General features: G+C 32.0%; 23 protein-coding genes. 11 read left to right on the plus strand and 12 right to left on the minus strand.

Annotated elements, in window-relative coordinates:
• Positions 1-81 precede the first annotated feature (81 nt).
• From GGR97_RS04225 to GGR97_RS04245, 5 genes are all read right to left on the minus strand, one after another.
• The gene (locus GGR97_RS04225; protein WP_167897267.1) at positions 82-612 is read right to left on the minus strand and encodes a hypothetical protein; all 531 of its coding nucleotides are present in this window, start codon (positions 610-612) and stop codon (positions 82-84) included.
• Positions 613-771: 159 nt separating this feature from the next.
• Positions 772-2,214 (minus strand): TolC family protein, encoded by a 1,443-nt coding sequence (locus tag GGR97_RS04230; RefSeq protein ID WP_167897268.1) that lies wholly within the window; start codon positions 2,212-2,214, stop codon positions 772-774.
• A complete protein-coding gene (locus tag GGR97_RS04235; RefSeq protein WP_167897269.1) occupies positions 2,198-5,404 on the minus strand; it encodes an efflux RND transporter permease subunit in 3,207 nt (1,068 codons plus the stop codon). The genes GGR97_RS04230 and GGR97_RS04235 overlap by 17 nt, the downstream gene beginning before the upstream one ends.
• Positions 5,405-5,427: 23 nt before the next feature.
• Entirely contained in the window at positions 5,428-6,510 is a 1,083-nt protein-coding gene (locus tag GGR97_RS04240) for an efflux RND transporter periplasmic adaptor subunit (protein ID WP_167897270.1), read from the minus strand.
• 169 nt (positions 6,511-6,679) lie between these two features.
• Positions 6,680-7,081 carry a hypothetical protein gene (locus tag GGR97_RS04245; protein WP_167897271.1) on the minus strand — a complete coding sequence of 134 codons (402 nt, stop codon included), beginning with the start codon at positions 7,079-7,081 and terminating at the stop codon, positions 6,680-6,682.
• A gap of 280 nt (positions 7,082-7,361) precedes the next feature.
• Between GGR97_RS04245 and secDF the strand changes: the two genes are divergently transcribed.
• From secDF to obgE, 4 genes are all read left to right on the plus strand, one after another.
• Positions 7,362-10,310, plus strand: a complete 2,949-nt coding sequence (secDF, locus tag GGR97_RS04250) for a protein translocase subunit SecDF (protein WP_167897272.1) — start codon at positions 7,362-7,364, stop codon at positions 10,308-10,310.
• Between the two features lie 67 nt (positions 10,311-10,377).
• The gene (hpt, locus tag GGR97_RS04255) at positions 10,378-10,914 is read left to right on the plus strand and encodes a hypoxanthine phosphoribosyltransferase (protein WP_167897273.1); all 537 of its coding nucleotides are present in this window, start codon (positions 10,378-10,380) and stop codon (positions 10,912-10,914) included.
• 106 nt (positions 10,915-11,020) lie between these two features.
• A complete protein-coding gene (locus tag GGR97_RS04260; RefSeq protein WP_167897274.1) occupies positions 11,021-11,593 on the plus strand; it encodes an adenylate kinase in 573 nt (190 codons plus the stop codon).
• A gap of 119 nt (positions 11,594-11,712) precedes the next feature.
• A complete protein-coding gene (obgE, locus tag GGR97_RS04265) occupies positions 11,713-12,714 on the plus strand; it encodes a GTPase ObgE (RefSeq protein WP_167897275.1) in 1,002 nt (333 codons plus the stop codon).
• A 52-nt stretch (positions 12,715-12,766) separates the two neighbouring features.
• On the opposite strand, the gene GGR97_RS04270 is transcribed toward obgE, so the two are convergent.
• Genes GGR97_RS04270 through GGR97_RS04280 form a run of 3 tightly spaced genes read right to left on the minus strand, consistent with a single transcriptional unit; the run spans position 12,767 to position 15,378 of the window.
• Positions 12,767-13,327 carry a porin family protein gene (locus GGR97_RS04270; RefSeq protein WP_167897276.1) on the minus strand — a complete coding sequence of 187 codons (561 nt, stop codon included), beginning with the start codon at positions 13,325-13,327 and terminating at the stop codon, positions 12,767-12,769.
• 58 nt (positions 13,328-13,385) lie between these two features.
• Entirely contained in the window at positions 13,386-14,798 is a 1,413-nt protein-coding gene (locus GGR97_RS04275; protein WP_167897277.1) for a PAS domain-containing sensor histidine kinase, read from the minus strand.
• 4 nt (positions 14,799-14,802) lie between these two features.
• Positions 14,803-15,378 (minus strand): DUF4202 domain-containing protein, encoded by a 576-nt coding sequence (locus GGR97_RS04280; protein ID WP_167897278.1) that lies wholly within the window; start codon positions 15,376-15,378, stop codon positions 14,803-14,805.
• A 188-nt stretch (positions 15,379-15,566) separates the two neighbouring features.
• Here GGR97_RS04280 and GGR97_RS04285 point away from each other — a divergent pair, with 188 nt between their 5' ends.
• Together GGR97_RS04285 and GGR97_RS04290 are read left to right on the plus strand one after the other, a co-directional pair.
• The gene (locus GGR97_RS04285; RefSeq protein WP_167897279.1) at positions 15,567-16,235 is read left to right on the plus strand and encodes a response regulator transcription factor; all 669 of its coding nucleotides are present in this window, start codon (positions 15,567-15,569) and stop codon (positions 16,233-16,235) included.
• Between the two features lie 48 nt (positions 16,236-16,283).
• Positions 16,284-17,819 (plus strand): YifB family Mg chelatase-like AAA ATPase, encoded by a 1,536-nt coding sequence (locus tag GGR97_RS04290; RefSeq protein WP_167897280.1) that lies wholly within the window; start codon positions 16,284-16,286, stop codon positions 17,817-17,819.
• Here GGR97_RS04290 and GGR97_RS04295 read toward each other — a convergent pair.
• Positions 17,816-18,664 carry a DMT family transporter gene (locus GGR97_RS04295; RefSeq protein ID WP_245229447.1) on the minus strand — a complete coding sequence of 283 codons (849 nt, stop codon included), beginning with the start codon at positions 18,662-18,664 and terminating at the stop codon, positions 17,816-17,818. The two genes, GGR97_RS04290 and GGR97_RS04295, sit on opposite strands and share 4 nt — an antisense overlap.
• Before the next feature lie 402 nt (positions 18,665-19,066).
• On the opposite strand from GGR97_RS04295, the gene GGR97_RS04300 reads away from it, so the two are divergent.
• The 3 genes from GGR97_RS04300 to GGR97_RS04310 all read left to right on the plus strand — a co-directional run bounded on the left by GGR97_RS04300 (position 19,067) and on the right by GGR97_RS04310 (position 21,332).
• A complete protein-coding gene (locus GGR97_RS04300; RefSeq protein WP_167897281.1) occupies positions 19,067-20,575 on the plus strand; it encodes a sensor histidine kinase in 1,509 nt (502 codons plus the stop codon).
• A 1-nt stretch (position 20,576) separates the two neighbouring features.
• The gene (locus tag GGR97_RS04305; protein ID WP_167897282.1) at positions 20,577-20,969 is read left to right on the plus strand and encodes a response regulator; all 393 of its coding nucleotides are present in this window, start codon (positions 20,577-20,579) and stop codon (positions 20,967-20,969) included.
• 102 nt (positions 20,970-21,071) lie between these two features.
• Positions 21,072-21,332: a hypothetical protein gene (locus GGR97_RS04310; RefSeq protein ID WP_167897283.1), complete on the plus strand. Its 261-nt coding sequence runs from the start codon at positions 21,072-21,074 to the stop codon at positions 21,330-21,332.
• Positions 21,333-21,420: 88 nt separating this feature from the next.
• On the opposite strand, the gene tig is transcribed toward GGR97_RS04310, so the two are convergent.
• The 3 genes from tig to GGR97_RS04325 all read right to left on the minus strand — a co-directional run bounded on the left by tig (position 21,421) and on the right by GGR97_RS04325 (position 24,342).
• Complete coding sequence (tig, locus tag GGR97_RS04315; RefSeq protein WP_167897284.1) at positions 21,421-22,740, minus strand: trigger factor; 1,320 nt, start codon at positions 22,738-22,740, stop codon at positions 21,421-21,423.
• A gap of 112 nt (positions 22,741-22,852) precedes the next feature.
• A complete protein-coding gene (locus GGR97_RS04320; protein WP_167897285.1) occupies positions 22,853-23,617 on the minus strand; it encodes an alpha/beta fold hydrolase in 765 nt (254 codons plus the stop codon).
• Positions 23,617-24,342, minus strand: coding sequence for a pyridoxine 5'-phosphate synthase (locus tag GGR97_RS04325; RefSeq protein ID WP_167897286.1), 726 nt, complete (start codon positions 24,340-24,342; stop codon positions 23,617-23,619). Before GGR97_RS04325 ends, GGR97_RS04320 begins: the two co-directional genes overlap by 1 nt.
• Positions 24,343-24,416: 74 nt before the next feature.
• Between GGR97_RS04325 and GGR97_RS04330 the strand changes: the two genes are divergently transcribed.
• Together GGR97_RS04330 and GGR97_RS04335 are read left to right on the plus strand one after the other, a co-directional pair.
• Positions 24,417-25,076 (plus strand): CBS domain-containing protein, encoded by a 660-nt coding sequence (locus GGR97_RS04330; RefSeq protein ID WP_167897287.1) that lies wholly within the window; start codon positions 24,417-24,419, stop codon positions 25,074-25,076.
• A 25-nt stretch (positions 25,077-25,101) separates the two neighbouring features.
• Entirely contained in the window at positions 25,102-26,013 is a 912-nt protein-coding gene (locus GGR97_RS04335; protein ID WP_167897288.1) for an NAD kinase, read from the plus strand.
• The last annotated feature ends 34 nt before the right edge of the window (positions 26,014-26,047 follow it).

Raw genomic sequence — 26,047 nt, forward strand, 5'->3', positions numbered from 1 at the left:
AATAAAACTAGTATCCATAAAAATGGAGCTACCGAAAAAGATTCAATAGCTCCATTTACGAACAACTATATAACAACGAACTTAAAAGCTCTTTCCTATTCCAATTCCAATAGATATATTAGAAATACCATCAGTAGCATGATCGTAGAAAAAACTTGGAGCCACATCCCAATGATGTCCTAACGTTAAATCGTATTCCACTCCTACTCTTATTAAATCTTTTACTTCTCCGTTTTCAAAAATAACCCCTGGACCAAACACAAACTCCACGTGTTCAATAGGGTTCCACAAAGCATCTAATGTAACTACCACTGGATATCTTCTGTCTATAACACCTCCATGCAATTCTGAAGATTCTTTGCTAGAAATTAATTCTATATCACTAAAAATTCCCACTCCCCATTTATTCTTAAACCAGTATTCGTAATCCAATCCAAAAGAAGGAATAGACAATACATCTTTGTTTCCTAATTCAAAACCTAAGTTTAAATAAGAATGCCCCAGTACAACACTAACTCTGTGTTTTTTTTCTCTTACCTCTTCTGCTTCTTGAGCTGTTAGATTTGCAATTCCTAAAACTAGAAATGCAATTAATAAAATAGTATTTTTCATGTTTGTTTTGTTTTCTTAGGCAAAAATATTAATACTTTTTAGTCTTTTAATACTTTACATCGGTTATTTTACGAAATCGTATGCATAAAAAAAGAGCCTAAAATCTCTACCTAAAGAGACCCTAGGCCCTAAACAAACTAAACTACATGAAAAACAATCTTAATTCCAACCTCCACCTAATGCTTTGTACATATTTACGTACGCATTCATTTGGTTCTTTTTGGTTTCTATTAATTCAAACTTAGACTCTAAAGCATCTCTTTGTGTTAACAAAACTTCCATATAATCTGCTCTAGCAGATCGGAATAGTTTGTTAGAAATTACAATAGATTCTGCAAGCGCACTTACCTCTTGTTTTTTAAGATGAAAGCTCTTTTCTATGTTACTCATTTTAGACAGTTTATTAACCACCTCTACATAAGCATTTAAAATAGTACGCTCGTAATTGTACACCGCTTGTATTTGTTTTGCATTTGCATTGTAATAATCTGCCTTAATTGCATTTCTATTAATTAACGGTGCTGTTAAGTCTCCCGCTAATGAATATAACAACGACTTAGGTGTGTTTAACAAATACTTTGCATTAAATGCTTGATAACCGACACCTGCCGAAATTCCTAAAGAAGGATAAAACCTAGCCTTGGCTACCTTTACATCTAACTTTGCTGCAGCCAATTCAAACTCAGCCTGCTTAATATCGGGTCTGTTTACCAACAATTCTGATGGAATTCCTACATGTACAATATCGGGTTCTAAATCTACAAAGCCTTTGTGGTTTCGTTTTATAGGACCTGGATATTCTCCTACCAAAAAGTGAATTCTGTTTTCAGTTTCTATTATATTCTGCTCAATTTCAAACTGAATGCTTTTGGTACTAAACACTTGTGCTTCAAACCTACGAACAGCAAGCTCTGTAACTCTAGCCGATTGTTTTTGCAATCTTACAATTTCCAAAGCATCGGTTTGAATTTTAATGTTTCGCTTTAAAATAGCCAACTGATTGTCTAAAGCCAGCAATTCATAATAAGAATTGGCAATCTCCGCAATTAAATTGGTTACCATAAAATTCTTACCCTCTACACTTGCTAAATAACTACTTACTGCAGATTTTTTAGCATTGTGCAATTTGTTCCAAATATCAATTTCCCAGGTAGCATATGCACCTATCATAAAGTCTGGTAAAAACTCCGGATTTTCTTTATTACCTCTAATTGGAGTGGTAGCATCATTAGCACCTTGGCTAGTATATCTTCCTATTTTTTCGCCACCTGCACCTGCTTTTAAACCTACAAAAGGTAAATACTCTCCTTTTTTAGCTCTTATTTCGTTTCTAGAAATTTCTATTTCTTGCTTTATAATATTCAGTTCCTGATTATTTTCTAAAGCCACATCTATCAACTTAATTAAATTAGGATCGGTAAAATAATCCTTCCAATTCATAGTTCCCACGTTTAAAGAATCTTTAGACGTATTAAAACTTTCTGGAACTTTAGTGTTGGCTGTTTTCTGAATTAATTCAGGAGTTTTACAGGCAGACATGGTAAGTAACACTCCTATTACCGTTAGCCTATAAAAGCCTTTTGTTTTATTTATCTTTTTCATCTGTCTCTAAATTTGAATTAAAACTATCTACTTGGTGAACAAAATCTTCACTTAAAGAACTATCCTCTTCATCTTGAATTAGTTTTCTTCCTTCTGCTAAAGAGGCAAAAATGTAATACAATCCAGGTACTACAATTACCCCGAAAACAGTTCCAAATAACATTCCCCCCATGGCAGAAGCACCTATGGTACGGTTTCCAATAGCTCCCGCTCCAGTAGCTAGAATTAAAGGGATTAATCCGGCAATAAAAGCAAACGAAGTCATTAAAATAGGTCTAAAACGAACTTTAGCCCCTTCAATAGCTGCTTCCAAAATAGTAGCTCCTTCGTGATGTTTTAACACAGCAAACTCTACAATTAACACCGCATTTTTACCTAACAAACCAACCAACATAATCAGTCCAATTTGAGCGTAAATATCATTTTGAAGTCCCATTAATTTTAACAACATAAACGATCCAAACACCCCAACAGGTAACGATAGAACAATAGCCAAAGGAATAATAAAACTCTCATATTGAGCCGCCAACACAAAATAGACAAACACCAATACAATTAAGAATATATATAACGATTCATTCCCTCTATGAGATTCATCGTAAGAAAGTCCTTCCCAGGCAATGTCATAATCTTTTGGTAAAGATTCTTTAGCCACTTCTTGGATTGCTTTAATAGCATCTGCCGTTGTATATCCTTTAGCTGGCAACCCTCTAATAGCTGCCGAATTATACATATTATAACGTGTAACCTCGTTAGGTCCTTGTGTTTTTTTCAACTTCATAAAAGCTGAATAAGGCACCATTTCATCACGATCATTTTTAACATATAAATTCAACACATCTGATGGCAATCTTCTAAACTTAGGATCTGACTGAACATATACTTTAAAGAAACGATCAAACTTAATAAACCCTTGCTCATAGGTACTACCAATTAAAATGTTAAGGTTTTCCATAGCTTTACCAACAGACACTCCTTTTTGCATGGCCAATTCATTATTAATTTCCAATTCGTATTGTGGATAATTGGCTGCAAAGAAGGTAAACAGTCCTGATAATTCTTTTCGTTTACTTAAATTATCCATAAACTGTTTGTTCACCTTATCAAATTGTTGATAATCTGTAGTGGTTGTTTTATCTAACAAACGCATAGAAAAACCTCCTGAAGAACCAAAACCTGGAATTGCTGGCGGTTCAAAGAACTCTATAACCGCTCCAAGACCTTTAGACTCTTCTTCTAATTCTTCCATAATCTCGGTTACTGTATGTTCTCTTTCTGACCAAGTTTTAAGGTTGATTAAACACGTTCCCGCATTAGACCCTCTACCTTCGGTCATAATTTCATATCCTGCTAGAGAAGACACAGACTCCACTCCTTCTACCTCTTCACAAATTTTTTGAAGTTTTTTAGAAACCTCATTTGTTCTTTCTAACGTTGCCCCTGGAGGTGTTTGAATAATAGCATAAATAGTTCCTTGATCTTCACTAGGAATAAATCCTGAAGGTAAAATCTGATTCTCTACTAAAATACCCGCACAGAATGCTAATAGAATAGCAAAAGTTAACCATCGTCTGCTAACCATCACCTTTAATAATCCTACATATTTACCTGTTAACTTATCAAAAACACTATTAAACTTATCTAACAACCTAGTTAATATGTTACTCTTCTTCTCTTTTCCATGATTGTTTTTTAACAACATAGCACATAAAACAGGTGTAAGCGTAAGGGCAATAAGTGCTGAAATTACAATAGAACTTGCCATGGTAATAGAGAACTGTCTGTAGAAAGTTCCTACAGGGCCCGACATAAATGAGATAGGTAAAAACACCGACACCATTACTGCTGTAATAGCTATAATTGCTCCACTAATTTCTCCTAATACTTTTTTAACGGCATTGTAGGGAGATATATGTGGATATTCTTCAAACTTAGCATGTACGGCTTCTACTACCACAATAGCATCATCTACCACAATACCAATGGCTAAGACCAAAGCAAATAACGTTACTAAGTTAATGGACAACCCAAAGAATTGGATAACAAAAAAGGCTCCAATTAAAGAAACCGGAACGGCTAAAATTGGAATTAAAGTAGATCGCCAATCTCCTAAGAAAATAAACACAACAAGAGCTACTAAAATAAAGGCATCTCTTAACGTATCTATAACTTGTTCTATAGAAGCATCTAAGAAATTAGAAACATCATAACTAATTTTATAATCCATTCCTGGAGGAAAACTAGCTTTCATTTCCTCTAGCTTTTCTTTTACTTCATCAATTACATCACTGGCATTACTACCATAATTTTGTTTTAATACAATGGCTGCTGATGGATGTCCGTCTAAATTGGAATAAATATCAAAAAACTCACTTCCTAATTCTACTTTTCCAATATCTCTTAAGTGTAAACTCTCTCCTTCTGCATTGGCACGAATAATTACATTTTCGTATTGTTTAGGCTCGTTATATCTTCCTTTATAAGTAAGTACATATTCCAAAGACTGAGCTTCTATACCTGAACTTCGACCAATTCTACCCGGACGACCTACAATACTTTGTTGTTTTAAGGCTTCCATTACCTCATCTACAGAAACATCATAAGCTCTCATACGATCTGGATTTAACCAAACACGCATTGCATATCTACGACTTCCTAATATTTGTGATCTTGCAACTCCTTTTACCCTATTGATTTCAGGAATCATTTTTACATTGGCATAGTTGTATAAGAATTTTTCATCCATATTCTCACTCTTAGAATACAAATTCACATACATTAACATACTTGGCTGAATAGGTGTAATAACAACCCCTTCTCGCTGAACCAATTCTGGCAACAGTGGCATTACTTGATCTACCCTTGTTTTTACTCTAATAACCGCTTCGTTAGGATCGGTACCAGGTTCAAAAATAATTCTAAGTGTAGCTTCTCCCGCACTTGTGGCATCGGTTGCCATATAACGCATTCCTTGGACTCCGTTAATTGAGTTTTCTAAGGTAATAAGCGTTGATTTTACCAACACGTCTGCACTTGCTCCAGGATATGCAACAAAAATGTTTACGGTAGTAGGTGCAATTTTAGGAAACTGTGATATTGGTAATTTTTTTATCGCTAAAGACCCTACAAAAACTATAATAATAGAGATTACTATAGCTAATACAGGCCTATGTATAAATTTATTAAACATAATTTCTTCTTTTTAATTGTAGATTATTCGGCATATAAATCTAAATGAGCCAACACTTTTTCTGGATTTTCCAATTCATAAGTGATTTCATCATTTTCTCTTACTAGACGTAATCCTTCTAAAAGAATTTTATCATTTGCAGACACTCCTCCTTTTACAATATATAGGTGTTGAAGTTCTGCCTCTATTTCTATTTCTTGAGATTTGATTTTGTTGTCTTCTGTAATTACATACACGTATTTTTTGTCTAAAACTTCAAACGTTGCTTTTTGAGGAACTAATAATGCTTGATTGTGTTTTATGGTAGATAAAATAGTTCCTGTTTCTCCATGTCTTAACAATCCGTCTGGATTAGGAAAAGTAGCTCTAAAAGGAATATTTCCTGTTTCATTATCAAAATCAGCAATAATTGTTTTTACATACCCTGGCTGATTGAACAATTTTGAATTGGCCATTTTTAACTCCACTTTTAAAGGATGCTCTTCGGTTATTTTATTGTTAAACTCTAGATATTCTGCCTCAGGAACGTTATAATACACCCACATTTGACTGTTGTCAGACAAACTAGTTAACAATTCACCTTCATCAATTAAACTCCCTAATCGTACATGAAAACGATCTATAATTCCATCAAAAGGAGCTTTAATTTGTGTAAACTGTAAATGCACTTCTTTTAATGCTAGCTCAGCATTTGCTTGTGCTAGTTTGGCTTTAGCCATACCTAATTCATTAGAAGACACTACATTTTGCTCTGCTAATTTTTTTGTGTTTTGATATTCTATTTCTGCAAAATTTACTTCAGCTTTTGCCTTCATCATTTCTGCTTCGTAAAGTTTTGGCATAATCTGGAATAGCAACTGTCCTTTTTTAACATGCTCTCCTTCATCAACGTATATTTTTTCTAAGTAACCTCTTTCTTGAGCCCTTAATTCAATATGCTGAATGGCATGAATTTGAGAAACATATTCCTTTTTAATAATAGTGTCCTTTCTAATAGGATTGGTTACTAAGAAACTTTCTTCTTTTTCTTGTTTCTTTTCGTGTTTACAGCTTGTGTGGCATAGCAAGACACACAAACCCATCATAAGTATGAGTACTTTTTTCATAATAATCTGATTGTATTTTAATAGTATTTTGTTCGTTTTGTTTTAATGTCTAGACATAGCAAGACATGCAGATGCTTTAGGACCAATAAAAGCCATAAGCATAATTACAGTTTAGATAAACTGAGCAAAAAGAATAAGCAAGAGTTGCTTATCAATAAAATTAAAGGAATCAAATTCTGATTACACAGAATAAAAGGTATCTTTTAGAAGATACATAAGAAAAGCTCTTTTGAGTAGCGCTAATTAATGATACAAAACCTAGATTAGGTTCTTGTGTAAAAACACTGGTAAGAACACCAAGTGCTTTGGTATTTTTTTGATGAAGTTCTATTTCCTCATCTTCCTCTTCATTATCAGCTTCAAAAACATAATCGTTATTATGCTCGTAAGAATGAATTGGATTGATAACAAATTCTCCTTTGTCTAAAGAAGCATCATCATTAAAAAACTCTTGAAGACTTGCTACTGAATAATAATCAACATTGTTCCCTTGTAAGCTTGCATAGCTTTGGCTATATCCGCTAAGGAAAACAAATATTAATAATAAAATATTAGTAAATAACTTCTTCATTTGAGCACGAAATTAAATAAAAACCATTTCTAAGACAAATAACTTTTTAAAAAAGATAAGTTAACTGAGAATCATGTGCTTGCTACAAAACAGGCAACTACAATAAGTATGTTACTTTTAGTAGGTAGAATGGGCGGGTTTGGAATAACAATTTTACATAAATAAATCATTAAATTTTTGAAAGTCATAACAATTCAGCTATAAAATTAGCCTTTATTCAGTTGAAATATTATATTTGCGGACTTACATAAAATTTAGTTGAGAAAACACACATAAAAAAATGCAAAACAAGGGACTTATCAGATTATTTGCTATCCTTTTCGGATTAGTTAGTTTGTACTCTTTATCTTTTACTTTTTTCGCGAATAAAGTAGAAAAAGAAGCAAAAACTTACGCAAATGCAAATGCAGAAGAAAACAATGGTAGAGAAATTGCTAGATTAGAGAAAGCTTATTTAGACTCGGTAGCAAACGTACCAGGAGTTTTAGGATTTGGAGACTTTACCTACAATGACATTAGAGACAAAGAAATTAATTTAGGTCTTGACTTAAAAGGTGGTATTAACGCTACTTTACAAGTATCGGTTAAAGACATCTTAATTGGTTTATCTAACGATTCTAAAAACCCAATTTTTAACAAAGCTTTAGAGGCTGCAACAGCTGCTCAAAAGAATTCATCTCAAAGTTATTTTGAGTTGTTTTACCAAGAGTTTGAAAAAATTGCTGGGGATACAAAATTAAGCGATCCTTCTATTTTTGGAACTAAAAACTTAAGAGAAAAAATTAAGTTTAGTACTAGTAATGGTGAGGCTAAGGAGATTATTGCTAGCGAAATAGATGCTTCAATATCTACAGCTTTTCAAGTATTACGTTCTCGTATTGATAAATTTGGAGTTACACAACCGAACATCCAAAGAATTGGTACTTCTGGTAGAATCTTAATTGAATTACCTGGTGCTAAAGATGTAGAACGTGTTAAGAAATTATTACAATCTACTGCAGAATTACAATTCTGGGAAGTATACACAGGACAAGAGTTGGTACAATTCTTAGTGGCTGCAAACCAAAAAGTAGCTGAAACTATTGAAGTAGAAACTCCTGCTAAAAAAGAGGCTAAAGAAGGTGATGATTCTATTAACGATTTGTTAGGTGATGTAGAAAATGACTCTATCAATCAACCACAAGTGGTTAGTTTATTTAGCTTTTTACAACCTACAGGTCAACCATCATCTGTAATTGGATACGCTGCTGTAAAAGATACAGCTAAAGTAAACCAATACCTAAACAACAAAGAAGTTAGAGCATTATTAACCGGAGAATACAAGTACACTAAATTCTTATGGGATGCAAAAGCTACAAATGATGTTTTACCATTATATGCTATTAAATCTAACAGAAACGACAAAGCTCCTATAGAAGGTGATGTAATTTCTGATGCAAGTCAACAATTTGACCAATTAGGAGCAAATCCTGAGGTAAGCATGAGTATGAATGGTAACGGAACAAAATTATGGGCTAAAATGACTGCGGATAACGTAGGAAAATTTGTAGCTGTAGTTTTAGATGATTATGTATATACTGCACCAAGAGTAAACGATGCAATTACAGGAGGTAGAACTTCTATTTCTGGAAACTTTACTATTGAAGAAGCTACCGATTTAGCAAACGTATTAAAAGCGGGTAAATTACCTGCTGCTGCTCACATTATTCAATCAGAAGTTGTTGGACCATCCTTAGGTCAAGAAGCTATTAACGCTTCTATGATTTCTTTTGCTATTGCTATTTTCTTAGTATTAGTTTGGATGATTCTTTACTATGGTAAAGCAGGTTGGTATGCTAATGTTGCTTTATTAGTAAACATCTTATTTATTTTTGGAGTATTAACTTCTTTTGGAGCCGTATTAACATTACCTGGTATTGCAGGTATTATTTTAACCATTGGTATGTCTGTAGATGCCAACGTTATTATTTTTGAAAGAATTAAAGAAAACTTATCTGCTGGTCAAGGAATTGGAAATGCAATTGACAATGGATTTAGTATTAAAGGAGCATTATCTGCTATTATAGATGCCAACATTACTACTTTATTAACAGGTGGAATTTTATATGTATTTGGAACAGGACCTATTCAAGGTTTTGCCTTTACTTTAATTGTAGGTATTTTAACTTCATTATTTACAGCTATCTTTATTACAAGAATGTTGTTGGATGGAGCTACTACAAAAGGAAAAACGTTAGCTTTTGCTACAGCAACTACTAAAAATTGGTTTACAAACATTAATATTGAATTCTTACAAAAACGTAAAGTAGCCTACATTATTTCTGGTGCTGTTATTATTATTGGTATTGGATCTTTATTTACAAACGGATTAAACTACGGTGTAGATTTTATTGGAGGTAGAACATACACTGTTCGTTTTGATAAAACCGTAAACGCTTCTGATGTTGCCACTTCTTTAAAAGAGGTATTTGGTTCAGCTCCAGAGGTAAAAACATATGGATCTAACAACCAATTAAAAGTAACTACAAAGTACTTAATTGAAGAAGAAGGTCCTGAAGTAGATGTTAAAGTACAAAAAGCTTTATACAACGGATTAAAACAATATTTACCAGAAGGAACAACTATTGAAGACTTTAAAGGAGGTTTTGATGGACAAACTATTGGTATTTTCTCTTACGCTAAAGTAGAACCTACTATTGCTGATGATATTAAAGAATCTGCAGGTTTAGCAATTATTGGATCTTTAATTGGGGTATTCTTATACATCTTATTAAGATTTAAGAAATGGGAATTCTCTTTAGGAGCAGTAGCTGCTGTATTCCACGATGTATTAGTGGTATTAGCTGTATTCTCTTTAACTTATAAATTAATGCCGTTTGACATGGAAATTGGTCAATCATTTATTGCTGCAATCCTAACAGTTGTAGGTTACTCATTAAACGATACGGTAGTAATTTTTGATAGAATTCGTGAATTTAAAGACGAACACCCAAAGTGGACTTTCTTAGAAGTTGTAAACAAAGGATTAAGTTCTACATTAGGACGTACCGTTAACACTTCTATTACTACTTTAGTAGTATTATTAGCCATCTTCTTATTTGGAGGTGATAGTATCAAAGGATTTATGTTTGCATTAATTGTTGGAGTTGTAGTAGGTACTTACTCTTCATTATTTATTGCATCACCTATTATGTACGATACTGCTAAGAAAAACGCAGAAAAAAAATAAGACATCGTCTATTTACATAATAAAAACCGCTTCAATTTATGAAGCGGTTTTTTTATATTTTTAAATTATGGACATTCAACTACACAATAAAACTTTTACTCCCTTCTTATCCTCTAAAGTTATATCAGAGGCTGTATCTAAAGTAGCAAATCAAATAAGTAAAGACTATCAAAACCAGACACCTTTGTTCTTGGGAATTTTAAATGGTTCTTTTATGTTTTGCGCAGACTTGTTAAAAGAATACAAACACAACTGCCAAATAAGTTTTATCAAACTAGCATCTTACCAGCAAAACAGCTCAACAGGAGTTGTAAACCAACTAATTGGTTTAAATGAAGATTTAACCAACAGAAGTATTATTATAGTAGAAGACATTGTAGATACCGGTACTACTTTAGAAAAAATTGTAGCACTACTTAAAGAGCACTCTATTAAAGAATTTAAAGTAGCAAGCCTATTCTTAAAACCAACTGTTTATAACAAATCAATACCAATTGATTATGTAGGACTAGAAATACCCAACGAATTTATTTTGGGTTATGGTTTAGATTACGACGGATTAGGAAGAAACTTACCCGAAATATATAAACTAAAAGAAAACTAAGTTTTTAGATTTCTTTGTTTTAGGAATTCATCTGTTATCCGTACATTTGCATTCTGTTATTAAACAATTATTATTTCCTGACTAACAGGATTTTAAACTTACATAGATGAAAAACATAGTTTTATTTGGCCCTCCAGGAGCAGGAAAAGGAACTCAAGCAGACGTTTTAAAAGACAAATACAATTTAGTACACATATCTACAGGAGATGTGTTTCGTTTTAACATGAAGAACGATACTGAATTAGGTTTGTTAGCTAAGTCTTACATAGACAACGGAAACTTGGTGCCAGATGAAGTTACTATTAACATGTTAGAAGCAGAGGTTGAAAAAAACCCAGAAGCTAACGGATTTATTTTTGATGGTTTTCCTAGAACAGAATCTCAAGCAGAAGCTTTAGATGCCTTTTTATCTAAAAAAGGAGCTACTATTAATGCAATGATTGCTTTAGAAGTAGAAGAAGATGTTTTGGTAACTCGTTTGTTAGAGAGAGGAAAAGTTTCTGGTCGTGCAGATGATCAAGACGAATCTAAAATCAGAAATCGTTTTAACGAATACAACACTAAAACTGCTATTGTAAAAGATTATTACGAAAAGCAAAACAAATACTACGGTATTAACGGAGTAGGTTCTATTGATGGAATTACTGAATTAATATCTGAGGTAGTAGACTCATTATAATATTTTATGGCTAATAGCCATAGCAACTGGCTATTAGTGTTTTTATGCAAACACTAATAGCTTTTTTATTTTATTACTCATTTGCTAACGGCAAAAGCCAATAGCCAACAGCTACAATCATGACGGACGGAAATTTTATTGACTATATTAAAATATACGCTGCTTCTGGAAAAGGAGGACAGGGTTCTATGCACTTACATAGAGAAAAATTTGTTGAAAAAGGAGGACCCGATGGAGGTGATGGTGGACGTGGTGGTCACGTAATTTTACGTGGAAACAAAGAAATGTGGACCCTGCATCATTTGCGTTTTTTAAAACACTCTAGAGCAGGTCACGGTGGTTCTGGTAGCGCTAGTAGAAGTACCGGTGCAGATGGTGAAGACAAATATTTAGAAGTTCCTTTAGGTACTATTGTACGTGATGCGGATACTCAAGAAATTTTGTTTGAAATTACAGATCATGGAGAAGAGGTTATTTTATGTGAAGGTGGTAAAGGTGGTTTAGGAAACTGGCACTTTAAAAGCTCAACCAATCAAACTCCAAGGTATGCACAACCAGGAATGCCTATTGTTGATGGATGGTTTCAAATTGAGTTAAAAATATTAGCCGATGTTGGTTTGGTTGGATTTCCTAACGCAGGAAAATCTACTTTGCTATCTGTAGTTACAGCAGCAAAACCAAAAATTGCTGATTATGCATTTACAACTCTAAAGCCAAATGTTGGAATTGTAGATTACAGAAACTACCAAAGTTTTGTAATGGCAGATATTCCAGGAATTATTGAAGGAGCTAACGAAGGTAAAGGATTAGGGCATTATTTTTTACGTCATATAGAACGTAACTCTACCCTATTGTTTATGATTCCTGCAGATTCTGATGATATTAGAACTGATTATAAAATTCTTTTAAACGAATTAGAATTACACAATCCTGAATTACTACATAAAGACCGATTGCTTGCAATTACAAAGTCTGACATGTTAGACGATGAATTAAAAGAAGAAATGGAACAGGAGCTTCCTGAAGGAATTAAAACCTTGTTTATATCTTCTGTTGCTAACATAGGTATTACAGAGTTAAAAGATGAACTTTGGACTATGATTAACAAAGAAGTTAAATAAAACAAAAAGCCCGATGTTAAAACATCGGGCTTTTTTTATGTGTTGTTATTTCTTACAAATTAATTCCTACAAACACTTGATACAAGGTATTAAAAGCATCTGTATCTTCATAAGCTGATGTTAATCCGTGGTAATATCTTACCCCAACAGTAACACCAGGATTAATTGCCAATCCAATACCTCCATTTACTCCAAAATCAAAAGTATTAGGTGCTGATGTTTGTGTAGAAGTTCCAAAAATTAAATCCGTTTCTTCTTTTTTGTTAATGTTTACACCAAACTGAGGCCCTACTTCTACATATAAAGGTTTTGCAATATATCCTTTAAACATTAAGGGTACTTGAATGTAATCCATTTTTACAGTTTTAGAAGCACCATCTTTAAATCCTAACTGAGAATACACAATCTCTGGCTGAAAAGAAAAGTGATCTGTAATTTCATGCTCTCCATATACACCAATATGAAATCCATTTCTGTTATCAACATTATCATCTGCTCTTAATGATGATAAGTTATAACCTGCTTTAATTCCAAAAAATGATTTACCTTCATCATCTTGCGCAAAAGCAAATACTCCAACAAACAAGGCCAATACTAAAACTTTAACTTTCATAATTTCTAAATTTATAGGTTAGTACTCTCATTAATCCAAAAAACATACCAAATCAACCTTACTTGTCAATAGGCACAACAATATGTACGGTAGTTCCTTTATCTAATTCTGAAGAAATTCGCAACTCTCCACCAATGTAATTTACACGTTCTTTCATAAAACGTAAACCATTTCCAGTACCCTCTATGGTACTTGTTGCATTTTTAGGATCAAACCCTACTCCATCATCCTCTACTTTAATTTTTAAGTATGAATCTGTATGATCTAATGTAATTAAAATATAATCGGATTCTGAGTACTTTAATGCATTGTTTACAGCCTCTTGCACTACTCTATAGATGTTTACCTCTACATTGTTTTCTAAACGCTTATCAAACTCAGATATGTTTTCGTACAATACTTTGTGTCCTGTAAAATTACCTACCATATTACTCATTTTTCGAATGGCTGATGCCACTCCATGATCTGTTAATTCAGGCGGAGCTAAACTAAAAGTAACAGCTCTAACATCTTTAATTAACTGTCCAAAAACCTCTTTTAAAGACGTTAAACTTTCATCTGCTTTTTCTTGATTGGTTAAATCTATTCCATCAATATTAAAACGCAAAGCTGTTAGCATTTGACCAATTCCATCGTGTATATCTTTCGCAATACGTTTACGTTCGTCTTCCTGAGCAGTCATAATTTGTTGCGATAAATCTTTTTGAGATTGCACTTCTGCCACAAATTTATTTCTACTAACACGTTGCATTTCTAAACCAGCGTGCTTACGCTTGGTAATATCATGACAAACAATTAACCTACGCTTAGAGTTTTTAAGATTATCCATATTAATAATAGACATTTCAATCCAAAAAATATCTCCTTTATGGTTGGTTAATCGCAACTCTTTGTTTACCAACTCACCAGTAGCTGTACTTAAAATTTTACGAATTCTATGATGCTGATTGTGTTTATAGGTAAGTACTTCTTCAAACTTTCTAAACGTTAAATCTTCTTTGTGCCCTAAATACTCTTCAAACTTTTTACTGATGTAAGCAATTCTATTCTCATCTGTGATAGTTGCATACAACACAGCATTATTCACTGCAAAATTTAATTCTCTAAAACGAAGTAAAGTGTTTTCTCTTGATGACAAAGGTCTGTCCGTATTATGAACATTGTTTTTAATAGCTAATAAATCTGTAATTAAATCTAAATAGCTAATATATGTGGGTCTAATTAGTTTAAACAAAATCCACCCTAAATATCCCATTACAAAAATGGAAATCAAAGCTAAATTTCGTTTTAAATCGCTTATATCCTCTTTAGTCATTAAGACCGTATTCTCCTCAGAAAGTTGATTTTGTATGACGTAACTCATTACCACCACCACCACAAACAACAGGAAAAATGCTCCTGATATTTTGGATCTTCTTCTTTGTAAGAGTGATCGCTCCCTATCTGATAAATACGTATCTAATAAACCCATATTATTATGCTAATGCTTTTTGAACTATAGCTAAACCTGTAGCAGAAAATGGTAATTGCATAGCTGCTTCGTGTCCTTTTTCAGACATTTTACCCCAAGTTTTCTGAACAATATCAACCATTTTTTCTTCGCTATGTTTGGCAGCAAATCCATCAAAATAAAACTCTAGAAAAACTAAACAAATTACATCTTCTAATGCCTGAGTTAATTCATTTTTCTTTAGTTGTTTCTTTAACAACATCATTTTTACTTCTTCTATTACTTCTTGCTCATAACCTACAGAACTTAAAATTTCTTCAGCTTTTTGAGCGTGTAATTTTTTCAATTCGTTTCTCCAAGTTAAATAACCTGGTCTATCCATAGGATATGAATCTCTAGGTATTTCCCATCTGCAAATATGCTGACATCTAGCGGCTAATTTTAAAGACTCTGGAGCATCTGGCATAAAAACCTCCAACCTATCAGTCATTCTTACTCCATATATATATTCTTTAGCATAGGTTTCTCCGTTAAAGACCTCTTTGTTAGGGTCTTTTTTATTTGCCTCATCAAACTTTGCTATTGCATTTTGGTATCTCATATCGTCCTATTTTACTAACTATTAAATAACTTATTTTAGCAAAGTTCGTTAAAAAGCAACAAACTATACTGCTAAAGTATAACATATAGTAGTGATTCAAAAAATTACGTAGTTTTTTTGTGTTTTTACGTATTTTCGTTGTAGTTTTACGTAAAGTTTTATTAAGTATCTGATATTATATTATTTAAATGAATCAAATTAACATTCTACTGGTTGATGACCACTTGCTTGTAAGAAATGGATTACGATCTTTATTAGAAAGTGAGCCCAATTTTACTGTTGTAGGAGAAGGAACTAATGGGCAAGAAGGAGTTGATTTAACATTAGAATTAAACCCAGATATCTTAATTATTGATGTAAGAATGCCAATTATGAACGGAATTGAAGCCGTTGCAAAACTTACAGAATTGGGTACATCTACAAGATCTATTATTCTATCTATGCACGACTCTGAGGAGTATATTTTAAAAGCTATTTCTGCAGGTGCTAGCGGATATTTATTAAAAGACACTAACAAAGACGAGTTTGTAAAAGCCATTACTAGTGTACATGGTGGAGGAAAATACTTTAGTGGAGACACTACAGATGCTATTGTAAAAAGCTTAATTAATGGAGTTGGAAGTCAGACTAAACCTAGCCCAATTCATTCTTCAACTTCTGAAGTTTCTAAATTAACTAAAAAAGAATCTGAAATTCTAGAATTTATTCTAAACGGATTTACCAACTTAGAAATTGCAGAAAAACTAGGAAAAAGTAAACGTACTATTGAAACACATCGTTTTAACTTGATGAAAAAACTAGACGTTAAAAACTTAGTAGAGCTATCTAAAAAAGCTCAAGAATTAGGTTTCCAATAAATCAGATTATTTTAATAACTTTAGTAAGAAAAAGAAATTTGACTTGCTATGTTAGAAAAAGTTTACGCTGCTGCCTTTTTAGGAGTGGATGCCACTATTATTACCATTGAAGTAAATATAGACAAAGGAGTTGGCTATCATTTAGTAGGATTACCAGACAATGCTGTTAAAGAAAGTAATTTTAGAATTCACGCTGCATTAAAAAACAACAACCTTCATTTTCCGGGAAAAAAAATTACCATTAACATGGCTCCTGCCGATATGCGTAAAGAAGGTACTTCTTACGATATTTCTTTAGCTGTAGGAATATTAGCAGCATCTAAACAAGTAAATTCAGAAAAGTTAAAAGAGTATATTATTATGGGTGAACTTTCTTTAGACGGAAGTTTACAATCTATAAAAGGAGTTTTACCCATTGCTATTGAAGCCAAAAAACAAGGCTTTAAAGGAATTATTCTGCCTGTAGAAAATGCTAAGGAAGCTGCTTTAATTGATGATTTTGAAGTTTACGGATTACAAAACCTAAAAGAAGTAACTGACTTTTTAGATGATACAGCCATTTTTACTCCTCTGTTATTTGATACTCAAAAATATCTAAACGAAATAGAAAACAAGTTTAGTTATGATTTTATGGATGTGAAAGGACAAGAATCTGTAAAAAGAGCTTTGGAAATTGCAGCATCTGGCGGACATAATGTTTTATTAATTGGTCCTCCCGGATCTGGAAAAACTATGTTAGCTAAAAGACTTCCAAGCATATTACCCTCTATGTCTTTACACGAAGCTATAGAAACCACCAAAATACATTCCGTAGCTGGTAATACTAAAAACAAAGAAGGTTTAATTTTAGAACGTCCTTTTAGAGCTCCACACCATACAGTTTCTGACGTTGCCTTAGTAGGCGGAGGACAATACCCACAACCAGGGGAAATATCTTTGGCACATAATGGAGTTTTGTTTTTAGATGAATTGCCTGAATTTAAAAGAAGTGTTTTAGAAGTAATGAGACAACCTTTAGAAGATAGAGAAGTTACTATTTCTAGAGCTAAATTTACCATTACCTATCCTAGTAGCTTTATGTTAATGGCTAGTATGAATCCATCACCTAGTGGAGATTTTATAAACGATGACAATAAAATACAATCATCTTCATTGGAAGTGAAGAAATATCTAAATAAAATATCAGGTCCGCTATTAGATAGAATTGACTTACATATAGAAGTGAATCCGGTTCCTTTTGATAAGTTAAGCAATGAAATTCCTGCAGAATCAAGCAAATCTATCAAAGAAAGAGTGCAAAAAGCTAGAAATATTCAGACCAAAAGATATGCCGACAAAGACAACATTCACTACAATGCACAAATGGATGTAAAGCAAATAAAACAATATTGTAAATTAACTTCTGAAACTAAAAACCTATTAAAAAAGGCCATGGAATCTTTAAATCTATCTGCTAGAGCTTATGACAGAATTTTAAAAGTTAGTAGAACTATTGCCGATTTAGACAGCTCTGAAAACATACAATCTCAACATATTGCAGAAGCTATTCAATACCGAAGTTTAGACAGAGAACATTGGATTTAAGACTCACTTTTTTTTCGTTTTAAATACACATTGTAAATTAAACTAATCATAATTAACAAAACACCTAAAAGAGTCCACAAATTATAGGTTTCTTTATACCAAAAGGCACCAATTAAAATCATAAAAACCACTTCTAAGTACTTTAAAGGAGCAATTACATTGGTTTCATAAGACTGGAACGCTTTAGTTAAATACAATTGTCCCACATATCCAAAAACCCCCAAACTAAGCAACAACCACCACTCTAGCATATTTGGATCTTTCCAATGATTGATTGACATTACTCCTCCAAAAACAAAGGCCATTACCATAAAGTAGTTAATAATAACAAGTGGATTTTCTGAATTTCCAATTTTTCGAATCAACACAAAAATTAACCTTAAAAAAATAGCAGAAAGTAGTATAAAAATTAACCCTAGAGAATTAACATCTACACCAAAACCTTTAATAATTAAAACTCCAACAAAGGCCACTAAAAACAAAAACCATTGCATGGGTTTAATTTTTTCTTTCAAGAAAATATATGCTAAAATTGCCGCAAAAATAGGCGAGGTATATCTTAAAGTAACAGCAGTACCTAAAGCTAAATAATTTAAAGATTGAAAAAAACATGTTAACGAAATTACACCTGCTAAACCTCTAAGTAATAACCATTTTTTGTTGTTACCAAAAATTGGAATCTTCTGTTCTATAATTAATGGAACGGTAAAAAACAAAGTCCCTATAGACCTAAAAAACACAATTTGATAGGCACTAAAATCGTTTAAATACTTTACTACAGTGTTCATTAATGAAAATGCAATTACACTAAAAATCATGTAAAAAATTGCTTTTGAGCTTTTCATAAAAAAGTATTTTATTGTTTAAACTAATAAGAGTGTATAAAAATAGTATTTAAAAAAACTTTAAATGCTTAAATATTCATTTAATCTACTAGGTATACACCTAAAAACTCAACAAAAAAAGTGAGGTTTCCACCCTTTTAAAACGTTATAAAAACACATAAACCAAAAAGACACTTTATAGAAAAGTTTAGACAAAGAACATTGGTTTTCAATTTTATAAAATACTATCTTTATTTTAACATAATACCCCCTAAAGAACCCATTAAATTGAAATATATCAAACTGCAGTCATGCACAATACTAACAACTGGTGTTATTAGCATACTTATAGGTTCTACTGTGCTACTTGGCTGGTTTTTAAAAAAAACCGAAATAGTACAAATAAATCCTGCATTTGCCCCAATGCAATTTAATACAGCACTAGGTTTTACACTAGCAGGAATAAGCATTTTAATGGTTTATTTTAACCAATGCACTAAAGCAAGAATATGTACCGCTCTTGTAGGACTTATTGGATTTATTACTCTTTTGGAATATCTATTTTCTATCAATTTGTTTTTGGATGAATTGTTTATGAAACATTATATCACCCTAAAAACATCAAATCCGGGGAGAATGGCTCCCAACACAGCTCTATGTTTTACACTTACAGCACTTTCTATATTTTACATAAATACACGTTCTAGAATAAATATTAGCTCTTTAATTGGCTCTTTAATTTTTGGTTTAGGACTTACTGCTTTTGTTGGTTATTACATAAATACAGATCTTACTTATGCTTGGGGTTATTTTACACAAATGGCCATTCACACAGCATTTGGCTTTATGTTTATTGGTATTGGGGTTTCTTTTTTAAGTTGGAAAGCTACTAACAGAATTCTAGGACAATCAAAAACATCATCTTTACTAGGTTATTTAATAGCCATACCAATTACCATTCTATTAATTGACATAAACTCTCCTTTAGGTATTGGAGTTGGTACACTGTATGTAATATTAGTTTTATTAGGTTGGTTTATTGACCTGCAGAAAATTACAATTTATTTAGCCTTAGTTGCAACACTTTTAATACTTATAGGTTATAAAAATTCTCCTACAGGTAACCAAGAATGGATGGCTATAATCAATAGAAGCCTCTCAATTATATCTGTATGGATTGTTGCTATATTACTTTACAACATTAAGAAAAACAGCAATCTATTTAGAAAAAACACAGAAGATTACACTAAAACGTTAGAACTTAAAAACAAAGAATTAGAACAGTTTGTTTACATTTCGTCTCATGATTTACAAGAACCCTTAAAAGTAATTAGTTCTTTTACATCTCTTTTAGAACTAGAGCACCAAAAAAAATTAGATGATGAAGCCAACTTTTATATTGCATCTATAAAGCAATCTTGCACAAAAATGAGTAGCCTAATTAATGGTTTACTAAATTATGGAAGAATTGGAGCAAACCACGAAAGAACATTGGTAGACTGTAATCAAATTTTGAATGATGTAACAGAGAGCATAACACCTCTTATTAAAGAAAAAAACGCTGAACTAATCGTAAAAAAACTACCTAGACTACACGCTAACCAAAATGATTTATTTCTATTGTTTCAGAATTTAATTACAAATGCAATTAAATTCCAAGCTCCCAACACAATACCTAAAATAAAAATTGATAGCAAAGAAGAATTAAGCCATTGGAGAATATCTGTTGAGGATAACGGAATAGGAATTGAAAAAGAGCATTTAAATAAAATTTTTCTTATCTTTAAAAGACTGCACAATGTTGACGAATACGAAGGCATTGGTGTAGGATTAGCTCAATGCTCAAAAATTGTAGAACAACATAACGGACAAATCTGGGCAACTTCAACCCCTCAAAAAGGAAGTGTTTTCCATTTTACCCTAAAAAAATAACATGAAAAAATTAAACAAAATCTTACTAATTGACGATGATGACCTCATCAACTTTATTCATAAAAAAATTATTTCGGTATCTGGTTGTGCCAACGAAATAGTTTATGTGAGAAGCGCTATGGATGGAATTGAACATTTAAAAACAACAGACACCATTCCCGATTTAATTTTATTGGATTTAAATATGCCAGCCATTGATGGATGGGGATTTCTTGAGCAAAGGAAAAAAATAAACATAAACCCTTCTCCTAAAATAATTATTCTAACCACATCTGTAAATCCAGATGACAGAATTAAAGCTTCAAAAATTAAAGAAGTAGACGACTATTTAAACAAACCCCTTAATCCAGAAACAATTACAGAGGTTATAAACAAACATTTTGAGCACCTATAACTAATAATAGTACACCTAGATGCTTTTATTACTTGATAAACCCATTCCTTTTTATTATTTTAGGAAGAGTCAAGTTGAAATAAAACCTTAAAACATATTATTATGCTGCCATTTAGAACCGAAATTAGAAATAGTCCAAAACACCAAACCATTAAAGTTTACATTAATGACACGTCTTGTGATAAAGAGTGTAAAGACTTATTAGAAAAAATTAGTGGTATTGATTTTATTGAAATTCAAAAATCTTTAAGTAGAAATAGAGTAGAAGAAAATCTGACTATTTTTGTAAAAGACGATGCAGATGTAAACAGAGTACAAAAACTTGTAGAAAATAAACTAGATGAACATTTTGCTTTTGATTAGAACGGCAAACATTTAATTATAGCATAACAAAAAAGCGTTTTCAAAATATTTTGAAAACGCTTTTTATATGTTTTTAGAATTTTAGTTCTTATTTGTAAACTTCTTTTACAAACTCTTCGTAAGAAACTTCTTTTTCATCAAAAGAAATTTTCTCTTTAAACAAGTCTAACATTTTAGAACTAATTAATTGAGATTGTAATCTTTTAGCTTCGTCTTGGTTTTGTAACACGCGCATTGCAATGTCTTCTAACTCTTTATCTTCTGGATTTGTTTGTCCAAATTGAGCCATTTGTTGTCTAATGAAACCAATCGCATAATCTTTTAATTCTTGGAAATCAACTTTTACATCGTTGTCCGCCATTAATTTTCCTTCGATTAACTGGTAACGTAAACCTTTTTCAGATTTTTCGTATTCACTAGCTGCTTCTTCTTCAGATAAAGGCTTTTCTCCAGCTGTACCTAACCATTTAATTAAAAACTCTTTTGGTAAATCAAAAGAAGTAGTTTCAATTAAGTTTTCAGTAATTGCATTTAATAAGTGCTGATCTGCTTGTTGAGCAAACTGTCCTTCTGCATCTTCTTTAATCTTAGTTCTTAACTCTTCCTCAGAAGAAACAACTCCTTCTCCAAAGATTTTATCAAAAAACTCTTGATTAATTTCTGCAGGCTCAGTAATGTTAATTGCTTCAATAGTAAAAGTTAAAGGAATTTCTAATCCTTCTACCTCATCAGCTTGTAATCCTAAAGATTGAGCTAATTTGCTAGCTTCGTTAAATAAATTCTTAGATTTTAATTCTAAAACATCACCTACTTTAGATCCTATGAATTTTTTAGCGTTTAATTTTCCTTTAATATCTTCTAAAGTCACAGAAGCTTTCGCTTCAATTTCTTTTTCTTCGTTTTTAAAAGTACCTTCAATAGTAGAGTTTTCTGCAACCTCTTCTTGATCTATTTTGTTACCTAAACGAGTTTGTAAGTTTTCAACTTCTTTGTTAATCAACTCATCGTTTGCAACAATATTGTACTTAGCTACTTTTGCAGCACCTAAATCAACATTAAACTGAGGAGCTAATCCTAACTCAAATTCAAAAGAAAAGTTTTCAGCATCCCAGTTAAAATCTCCATCTACCTTTGGTAATGGATTTCCTAAAATATCTAATTTTTCTTCAACTAAATAGTTGTTTAAAGACTCTTGTAATAATTTGTTTACTTCGTCAACCATTACAGATTTTCCGTACTGCTTTTTCACCAATCCCATTGGCACTTGACCTGGTCTAAAACCTGGTATATTTGCCTTCTTACGGTAATCTTTTAATACAGAAGCAACTTTTTCTTGATAATCTTCTGCTGTAATATCAACTTTAACTACTGCATTTAATGCATCGATATTCTCTTTAGTAATATTCATTTGACTATTTTATTTAAAATCTCTAAAAAATTGGGTGCAAAAATACGATTTTTTTGTTAAGCAACAAAAGGTATAATTAATTGTTGCTCAACTGCTTTAATTCTTTTCTTACTTATTTTAGAAAGTGAATCAACTTATTGTGAAATTCTGTTGGGTTTTCTGCATGCAACCAATGCCCTGCATTTGATATTGTTTCAATTTTTGAATTTTCAAAATGTGCTTGAATCAATCCAAAATCATCATCTAAAATATAATTAGATTTTTGACCTCTTAAAAACAAAGTAGCTCCATCATAAGTAGTAAAAGAAGGCAAAGCCTCTCCTACTTCAGCGTTGTTTTCTGTTAAACTAGCCAAATTAAAACGAAAATCCATTTCTGTTTTGGTTTTTCTATACACGTTTTTTAACAAGAACTGACGAACTCCTTCCTCGGGAATGGTTTGTTTTAAAATAGCATCTACCTCTGTTCTTAATTTTAGCTGAGAAAAATCGACACTATTTAAAGCATCAATAATTGCATGATGGTGCGGTGCGTAGTATTTAGGTGCAATATCTGCCACAACCAATTTTTCTACCATTTCTGGATATTCCACAGCAAACAACATGGCTGTTTTTCCACCCATAGAGTGACCTAAAATAATAGCTTTGTCTATCTTTTTAACATCAAAATAATGCTTTAAATCTTCCACCATCAACTCATAGTTAAATTCATCAGCATGAAAACTACGACCATGATTACGTTGATCTATCATATGCACTTCAAAATCTGTAGCCAATTTGTTTGCTTGAGATTTCCAATTGTCTCCCATTCCAAAATATCCGTGAAGAATAAGCAATGGAAAACCCGATCCTACAATGTTTGAGTGTAATAATTCCATTATAATACGTCTTGTAATTTATACAAATACATACTTACTACATTTTGCAATCCGTAGTACAATGCTTCTGATATTAAGGCATGTCCTATAGAAACCTCGTCTAGCTCAGGAATATTTTTAGCAAAAAAATTAATATTCTTTAAACTTAAATCGTGCCCTGCGTTTACTCCCATTCCTAATTGCTTGGCTAATTTTGCAGCCTCAGCATATTCGGTAATTACGCCCGTATTTCCTTTTCCATACTCTACAGCAAACTTTTCGGTATACAATTCTACTCTATCTGCACCTGTAGTTGCTGCAGCTTCTATTAAAGCAGGATTTCCTGTATCTATAAAAATAGAAGTTCTTATTCCAGCCGCTTTAAACTCTGCAATCACATCTGTTAAAAAAGATTGATGTTTAATAGTATCCCAACCTGCATCCGAAGTAATATTATCATCACCATCGGGCACCAAAGTTACCTGAGCGGGCATGGTATCTAAAACTAGCTGTTTAAATTTAGGAATTGGATTTCCTTCTATATTTAACTCTGTTGTTACAGATTTTTTTAAATCAAAAGCATCTTGATAACGAATATGTCGTTCATCCGGTCTAGGATGAATGGTAATTCCCTGTGCACCAAACTCCTCTATATCTTTTGCAACTTGTACTAAATTAGGCACATCTCCTCCTCTAGAATTTCTTAATGTTGCTATTTTATTAACATTTACGCTTAATACCGCCATATTCTGTATTTTTATGACTGCAAAAATATTCAAAATAGCAGGAACAACTAATAAATTTCATTAATTTGAACATTATGGAACTAACAGATTACATTTCTACAGATAAAATTACAGTCAGCAACCAGAAAACAATACAGCAAATACTGGAACTGTTTAACGATATTAGCTACTCTCACATTCCTGTAACTCATCAAAAAAAACTATTAGGAAACGTAGCCAAGGAAGATTTAATGTGTATTGATGACAAATCTCAAAAACTGGCTGAATTAGAATATTTGTATGAATTTTTCTTTGCAAAACTTTCAGATTCTTTGCTAGAACTTTTTTCTAATTTTGCGGTAAACAATACAAGCATACTTCCTATTGTAGATGATGATAATAATTATGCAGGTTATTTAGATATTAATGATTTGTTAGATTGTTTTGCAGATACTCCTTTTTTAAGCACCGAAGGAAATATTATTCTACTACAAAAAAACACAAAGGAATATTCTATGTCCGAAATTTGTCAAATTGTAGAATCTAACTCCAATACCGTTTTAGGATGCTTTCTATTTGACCAAACCGAAGAAACCACCAAAATTACCTTAAAAGTACAATCTTTAAACATCAACGAATTAATTCAATCTTTTAGAAGGTACGATTATTATATTTTAAACGATTTAACCGAAGATTCTTACTTAGAAAGTTTAAAAAAACGCTCAGAATACTTTATTAAATATTTAAACATTTAAATTCGCAGTATTAAAGTTAATCGGAATGAAAAAAGTAGCCATTTTTGGACAAGTATATAAAGATTCTCATGAGAAATATTTATCTACACTTATCAACACTCTTAACAAAGCAAAAGCCTCTATTCATATATTTAAAGACTACGCTGCTTCTGTACAAAAAACAGGACTTACTTTTGTTGATAATCTTGACTTTTTTGATGGAGATACTCAACTAGATGAATCTTTTGATGCTTTAATTACCCTAGGCGGTGATGGAACTATTCTAAGAGCTTTTAATTTAATTAACAGATTAAACATTCCTATTTTAGGAATTAACTTAGGCCGATTAGGTTTTTTAGCCACAGTTCAAAAAAACGAGATTCCACAAGCCATTACAGCTTTTTTAAAAAGTGAGTATACAGTAGATGAGCGTGTAATGCTAAAAGTAACAAGCAACCAAAATAAAAAAGAATTTACCACGCTTGGGTTTGCCTTAAATGATTTAACCATTGCTAAAAAAGACACCACCTCTATGATTGGGGTTGATGCCTACTTAAACGATGAATATTTAACAACCTATTGGGCAGATGGATTAATCATATCTACCCCAACAGGATCTACCGGATATTCTTTAAGTTGCCAAGGACCTGTAATTATGCCTAACACTAATAATTTTTTAATTACACCGGTAGCTCCTCACAACTTAAACGCAAGACCTATTGTAATATCAGACAACACCATTGTTAAATTAAAAGTATTAAGAAGAGAAGATCAATTTTTAGCCTCTTTAGATTCAACAGTAACCGCTATAGATGTAGAAACTGAGTTAATTGTTTCTAAAGCAGATTTTTTAGCAAAAATAATCACTTTAAAAGACCACACATTCATCAACACCCTTAGAGATAAACTTTTATGGGGTCAAGACACTAGAAATAAATTTTACAACAAAGAATATTAAAAAGGTTTATACGTTATTAATTATATTTGCCTCG

This window comes from Wenyingzhuangia aestuarii (genome assembly GCF_011927765.1).
GTDB lineage: Bacteria > Bacteroidota > Bacteroidia > Flavobacteriales > Flavobacteriaceae > Wenyingzhuangia > Wenyingzhuangia aestuarii.

Coding starts and splice junctions, on each gene's coding strand:
- GGR97_RS04260 (WP_167897274.1), top strand. CDS start 11,021: ATGAAAAACATAGTTTTATTTGGCCCTCCAGGAGCAGGAAAAGGAACT.
- GGR97_RS04245 (WP_167897271.1), bottom strand. CDS start 7,081: ATGAAGAAGTTATTTACTAATATTTTATTATTAATATTTGTTTTCCTT.
- GGR97_RS04275 (WP_167897277.1), bottom strand. CDS start 14,798: ATGGGTTTATTAGATACGTATTTATCAGATAGGGAGCGATCACTCTTA.
- GGR97_RS04295 (WP_245229447.1), bottom strand. CDS start 18,664: ATGAAAAGCTCAAAAGCAATTTTTTACATGATTTTTAGTGTAATTGCA.
- GGR97_RS04225 (WP_167897267.1), bottom strand. CDS start 612: ATGAAAAATACTATTTTATTAATTGCATTTCTAGTTTTAGGAATTGCA.
- secDF (WP_167897272.1), top strand. CDS start 7,362: ATGCAAAACAAGGGACTTATCAGATTATTTGCTATCCTTTTCGGATTA.
- GGR97_RS04285 (WP_167897279.1), top strand. CDS start 15,567: ATGAATCAAATTAACATTCTACTGGTTGATGACCACTTGCTTGTAAGA.
- GGR97_RS04330 (WP_167897287.1), top strand. CDS start 24,417: ATGGAACTAACAGATTACATTTCTACAGATAAAATTACAGTCAGCAAC.
- GGR97_RS04325 (WP_167897286.1), bottom strand. CDS start 24,342: ATGGCGGTATTAAGCGTAAATGTTAATAAAATAGCAACATTAAGAAAT.
- GGR97_RS04235 (WP_167897269.1), bottom strand. CDS start 5,404: ATGTTTAATAAATTTATACATAGGCCTGTATTAGCTATAGTAATCTCT.
- GGR97_RS04300 (WP_167897281.1), top strand. CDS start 19,067: ATGCAATTTAATACAGCACTAGGTTTTACACTAGCAGGAATAAGCATT.
- GGR97_RS04230 (WP_167897268.1), bottom strand. CDS start 2,214: ATGAAAAAGATAAATAAAACAAAAGGCTTTTATAGGCTAACGGTAATA.
- GGR97_RS04280 (WP_167897278.1), bottom strand. CDS start 15,378: ATGAGATACCAAAATGCAATAGCAAAGTTTGATGAGGCAAATAAAAAA.
- GGR97_RS04270 (WP_167897276.1), bottom strand. CDS start 13,327: ATGAAAGTTAAAGTTTTAGTATTGGCCTTGTTTGTTGGAGTATTTGCT.
- GGR97_RS04320 (WP_167897285.1), bottom strand. CDS start 23,617: ATGGAATTATTACACTCAAACATTGTAGGATCGGGTTTTCCATTGCTT.
- GGR97_RS04305 (WP_167897282.1), top strand. CDS start 20,577: ATGAAAAAATTAAACAAAATCTTACTAATTGACGATGATGACCTCATC.
- obgE (WP_167897275.1), top strand. CDS start 11,713: ATGACGGACGGAAATTTTATTGACTATATTAAAATATACGCTGCTTCT.
- tig (WP_167897284.1), bottom strand. CDS start 22,740: ATGAATATTACTAAAGAGAATATCGATGCATTAAATGCAGTAGTTAAA.
- hpt (WP_167897273.1), top strand. CDS start 10,378: ATGGACATTCAACTACACAATAAAACTTTTACTCCCTTCTTATCCTCT.
- GGR97_RS04240 (WP_167897270.1), bottom strand. CDS start 6,510: ATGAAAAAAGTACTCATACTTATGATGGGTTTGTGTGTCTTGCTATGC.
- GGR97_RS04290 (WP_167897280.1), top strand. CDS start 16,284: ATGTTAGAAAAAGTTTACGCTGCTGCCTTTTTAGGAGTGGATGCCACT.
- GGR97_RS04335 (WP_167897288.1), top strand. CDS start 25,102: ATGAAAAAAGTAGCCATTTTTGGACAAGTATATAAAGATTCTCATGAG.
- GGR97_RS04310 (WP_167897283.1), top strand. CDS start 21,072: ATGCTGCCATTTAGAACCGAAATTAGAAATAGTCCAAAACACCAAACC.